Below are 1912 nucleotides of genomic sequence, written 5' to 3'. Positions count from 1 at the left end.
GCGGTCGAGACGGAGATGTCGTGCTGGGCGAGGTCGGCGGCGATGCGGTCGGCTCGGGCGTCTTCGGGTAGCGGCAGCCACGTGAAGTACGACGCGTCGTGGCCGAGGTGAGGGAGGTCGGCGAGCGCCCGTCGCACGAGGACTTGCCGGGCCCGGGCGTCTTCCCGCTTCAGGAGTTCCAGGCGGTCGACGGTACCGTCGTCGATCCAGCGACAGGCGATCTCGACGGCGAGGGTCGTGGTGTTCCAGGTGGTCCGGCGAATAGCGCGCTCGAGGGCCGGCACGAGGGTGGCTGGGGCCACCAGGTAGCCGACCCGAAGCCCGGTGGCGATGTTCTTGGAGAGGCTCGAGACGTAGACGGTGATGTCGGGGGCGAGGTCGACCAAAGGGGCGGGGGCGTCCTCGACGAGGTATGCGTAGGACGCGTCCTCGACCAGGAGCGCGCCAGACCGGCGGGCAACGCCGACGAGGCGCTCACGGGCTTCGGCGCCCAGAACCGCACCGAGCGGGTTGTGCAGCGACGGCATCGCGTAGATCGCGCGTACCGGCCTGGTGGAACAGAGCCGGTCGAGGGCTTCGAGGTCGGTTCCAGTCGACGTCACGGGGACTGGGGCAAGGTCCAGGTGCAGCGCATGTGCGAGCGCCTTGAAGCCGGAGTAGGTCAGGGCGTCGACCGCGACGATGTCACCGGGATTCAGGGTGGCCATGAGCGTGACCGCCAAACCGTGCTGGGCGCCGTTGACGACCAGCACGTGCTCGGGCGTGGTGTCGATCCCCCGCACGACCAGGTGGCGGGCGATGGCTGCTCGGTCCTTGAGGCGTCCACGGTGCGGCTGATAGCGGAGCAGGGCCTCGATGTCACCGGAGCCGGCGATCTCGCGCAGGGCCTGGCGCAGCAGCGAACCTTGGTCTGGGAGCGCGGGCGAGTTGAAGTTCAGGTCGACGACGTCGGCCGCAACGTCCTGCTGGTCGATCCCGTGTGAGGCGGGCAGCGAGAGGTCTCGGACGAACGTGCCCCGCCCCTGTTCGCGGCTGACCAGTCCGATGGCCTCGAGCTCGGCGTAGACGCGGGTGGCGGTGACGGTGGCAATGCCCTCGGTGGCCGCCAGCTGCCGATGTGTCGGCAACCGCGCCCCTGCCGGGAGTCGGCCGGTGCGGATCTCGCTGGCGAGCGCGTCGACAAGAGGCTTGTATCGCGGGACCGGCATGGCATGAGTGTATGCAGAACAATTCTTGGGATGTCCTGCCTCTGGCTGTCTACCGTCAGTCGTACGCCAACCGGAGGGACTCCTGACATGCACATCGCCATTCTCACGTTCGAGGGCTACAACGAGCTGGACTCCCTGATAGCACTGGGCGTGCTCAACCGCATCAAGGACGACGACTGGCGTGTCACGATCTGCACCCCCACGCCGAAGGTGACCTCGATGAACGGCGTCGTCATCGAGCAGATGTCGACGCTCTCGGAAGCGGTCCAGGCTGATGCCGTCATCGTCGGCAGCGGCATCGCCACGCGCGAGGTCGTCGAGGACCCGGCCATCATGGGCGAGCTGTCCCGGCTGGACCCCTCGCGCCAGCTCATCGTCGCCCAGTGCTCGGGAGCGCTGGTGCTCGCCCGCCTCGGTCTGCTCGACGACGTCCCGGCCTGCACCGACCTGATCACCAAGCCGTGGGTCGTCGCCGCCGGCGTCGAGGTTCTCGACCAGCCGTTCTTCGCCCAGGACAACGTGGCCACGGCCGGTGGATGCCTCGCCTCGCACTACCTGGCCGCGTGGCTCATCGCGCGCCTGCGCGGCAACGAGGCCGCCGAAGCAGCCCTGCACTACGTCGCCCCTGTCGGCGAGAAACAGGAGTACGTCGACCGCGCGTGGCGCAACATTCGTCCCTACCTACCCTCGACCGGCCCGCGCGC

2 protein-coding genes are annotated in these 1912 nt (G+C 68.8%); one reads left to right on the top strand and one right to left on the bottom strand.

What is annotated here, in order from left to right:
• The coding region (locus IRX98_RS22345; RefSeq protein ID WP_224280550.1) for an aminotransferase-like domain-containing protein at positions 1-1208 on the bottom strand (1208 nt) is incomplete at its 3' end.
• A gap of 87 nt (positions 1209-1295) precedes the next feature.
• Here IRX98_RS22345 and IRX98_RS22340 point away from each other — a divergent pair.
• Positions 1296-1912 (top strand): DJ-1/PfpI family protein (locus IRX98_RS22340; protein ID WP_224280548.1); only part of this gene is annotated, 617 nt, incomplete at its 3' end.

The organism is Nocardioides lacusdianchii (assembly GCF_020102855.1).
Lineage (GTDB): Bacteria > Actinomycetota > Actinomycetes > Propionibacteriales > Nocardioidaceae > Nocardioides > Nocardioides lacusdianchii.
Note: the sequence above shows the minus strand (reverse complement) of the source record. Positions and strands in the feature narration are given on the sequence as shown.